Here is a 1,312-nt window from a genome sequence, read left to right as displayed (position 1 = left end):
CGGGTTGCCCGCGAATTGGACCGGCTCATCACCGAGCGGGGCCGCCCGAGGATGATCGTCAGCGACAACGCCCTAAGCGCGGAACGAAATGGAGCCTGCAGTCAAGGTCTCTCTGTTCGTCAGCATGCCCTTGCTGCGTGACGTTGGTCAAGTCGTCGAACCAGGCGGCTTCCACCGGCAAGGGAAAAGGTCTCGTCCATAGCAAACACAGGGTCCGCACGAAGGCGGCCCTCCCGTCCTCAACACGAGCTTCTGATCCAGGCGGAAGACCCGAACATTATCTACAGGGTCATCGAATCGGTGCCCTCACGGCCCTAGCTGACAGAGGTTCTTCCACCTGGCACCCGCCCTTCAACGAAGGGCCGGTAGTCGGAACCACCTTTGACGACAGCGTGCACGACGCGGGCCATCTTGGCGGTAATAGCGGTCATTGCCTTGCGGCGTAGATCGGGATTGTCGCGATCCCGCGCAATGTAGCGTTCGAACTTATGACGGAAGCCATTCTCCCGCTGGCGGATGGCGACTTGTCCGGCGATCCACAGGGTGCGGCGCAGCCGAGCATTGCCGAATTTGGAAAGGCGGGTCTGGCCCCGATATTGGCCTGACTGCTGTGTCGAGAGGTCCAGCCCGCAGAACTTTACAAACTGGCGTTGATGAGCGAAACGGCGAAGATCGCCGGCTTCGGCAATGATGGTCAATGCGTTGATCGGTCCAATGCCCGGGATTTGTCGCAGGAGCTGATAATCCTGGCTGTGCCGCAACAGCTCGTCGGCCTGCGCTTCGATCTCATTGCGCTGCCGGATCAGGCCGCGTGCTTCGTCAATGACCATCCGGAACATGCGAATGGCAGGGGCATCAAGCGGCAGCGGCAGTCCGGTCGATGAGCGCGCCGTCTCGTAAATATCCATCAGAATCTGTGTCTTGCTGACCTTGCGGCCGACGACATCCCACGCTGCTGTCACAAACTCCTCCTTTGTCAGCGCCGTGATGCTTGCTGGCGTCGGAAAGGCATGGAGGAAGGCGAAGAACCAGTCGCTGCGGCTGTTCCCCCGGAATCGATCGATCTCGGGAAAATACAGTGGCAGGTAGTGCGTCAGGATACGGTGCTGGATCTCGGTCTTGGCCCTGGCGATCGCTTCATGGGTCTTCGACAGTTCCTGCACGTCGTTGATGCCGGCGCGCAGCGGATCATGGTAGACCTGCGTCGCCTGGATCCTGAGCATGTGCAGCATCACCTGGGCATCCTTTGGATCGTTCTTGTCCCAGCTGTTGTGCAACGCTTCTCGTGTTCGGGCCAGCGCCAGCGACGACA

Annotated in this window: 1 protein-coding gene; it reads right to left on the bottom strand. The window is 60.2% G+C overall.

All coding sequences use genetic code 11. From position 1 onward, the window contains the following. Positions 1-314: 314 nt before the first annotated feature. The coding region (locus tag EOC06_RS36840; protein ID WP_245470409.1) for an IS110 family transposase at positions 315-1,312 on the bottom strand (998 nt) is incomplete at its 5' end.

The sequence above is a fragment of the Mesorhizobium sp. M7A.F.Ca.MR.362.00.0.0 genome (genome assembly GCF_004023175.1).
Taxonomy (GTDB): domain Bacteria; phylum Pseudomonadota; class Alphaproteobacteria; order Rhizobiales; family Rhizobiaceae; genus Mesorhizobium.
This window is presented reverse-complemented; position numbering and strand designations above follow the sequence as displayed.